At 62.0% G+C, this 1,104-nt stretch carries 1 protein-coding gene; it reads left to right on the top strand.

Annotated features, from left to right (window positions below; all coding sequences use genetic code 11):
- Positions 1 to 159 precede the first annotated feature (159 nt).
- Complete coding sequence (locus tag LB520_RS29085; protein WP_224640215.1) at positions 160 to 1,086, top strand: IS110 family transposase; 927 nt, start codon at positions 160 to 162, stop codon at positions 1,084 to 1,086.
- The last annotated feature ends 18 nt before the right edge of the window (positions 1,087 to 1,104 follow it).

Genomic DNA, 1,104 nt, shown 5'->3' with positions numbered 1-1,104 from the left:
GGTGTATGGTTGAAGTGGGAAGGAGACCGAATGAATCCTGGTCGTCCTTTCGGACAGGCCGTGGCATGGCTCGGTCCCTTCCCACCGGTGAACCATCAACCTGAACAGTTGCACGGGGCTGTTCCAAGCAGACCCCGCACCACAGGAAGAGGCGTGGACATGATAATGCAGAACTATGTCGGCTGCGACATCTCAAAACAGTGGCTCGACTTTTTCGATGAGACAAGCGGCCGTCTTCGGCGCATCGACAACCAGGCCGACACGATCGCGGCCTATGTGGCGGGCCTTGATCCCAGCCGCGACTTCGTTGTCATGGAGGCGACAGGGGTCCATGACCGGCTGTTGCGCCATGCGCTGGCCAAGGCCGGCGTGCCGTTCTCGCGGCACAACCCGGCGCACACCCACCACTATGCCAAGTCGACCAGACGGCGCGCCAAGACCGATCCTCTCGATGCCAGGATGCTGAGCGACTACGGCCGCCGCTATCAGCCTGAGGCCGAGCCGGCGCCGCGCGAAGAAGTCGAGCAGCTTCAATCGCTTGCCCGCTACCGCGATCAACTGGTCGAGATGCGGGCAACGGCGAAGAAGCACCTCGCCGAGGCCTTCAATGAGATCGTCATTGCCGATCTGGAAGAAACGATCGCCTACCTCGACACGCGCATCAAGGCGCTCGAAAGTCAGATCGCCGACGTCATTCGTCAAAACCAGGACGCCGCTCGCGACCAGGCGCTGATGGTCTCTGTGCCCGGTGTCTCCAAGGTCGGCGCATTCTCGCTGCTGGCGCTCCTGCCCGAGCTCGGCAAGCGCTCACCCAAGGCAATCGCCGCGCTCGTCGGCCTTGCCCCGTTCGACAACAAGAGCGGCAAGCTCAACCGCAGGAGCCAGATCCAGGGCGGGCGATCACGTGTGCGCCGCGCCCTCTACATGGCAGCCCTCACTGCCATTCGAACCTGTGAGCGCTTCAAGACCTTCTACACCGCACTTGCTGCCCGGTCGGGCTCCAAGAAGCTCGCTATCATCGCCGTCGCAAGGAAGCTCCTGGTCGTCCTCAACGCTATCATTCGCGACAAAACCGCATTCGCATGAACACAGTTGCCATGCCGT

Origin of the sequence: Mesorhizobium sp. CA12 (assembly GCF_020165255.1) — a bacterium.
GTDB lineage: Bacteria > Pseudomonadota > Alphaproteobacteria > Rhizobiales > Rhizobiaceae > Mesorhizobium.
This window is presented reverse-complemented; position numbering and strand designations above follow the sequence as displayed.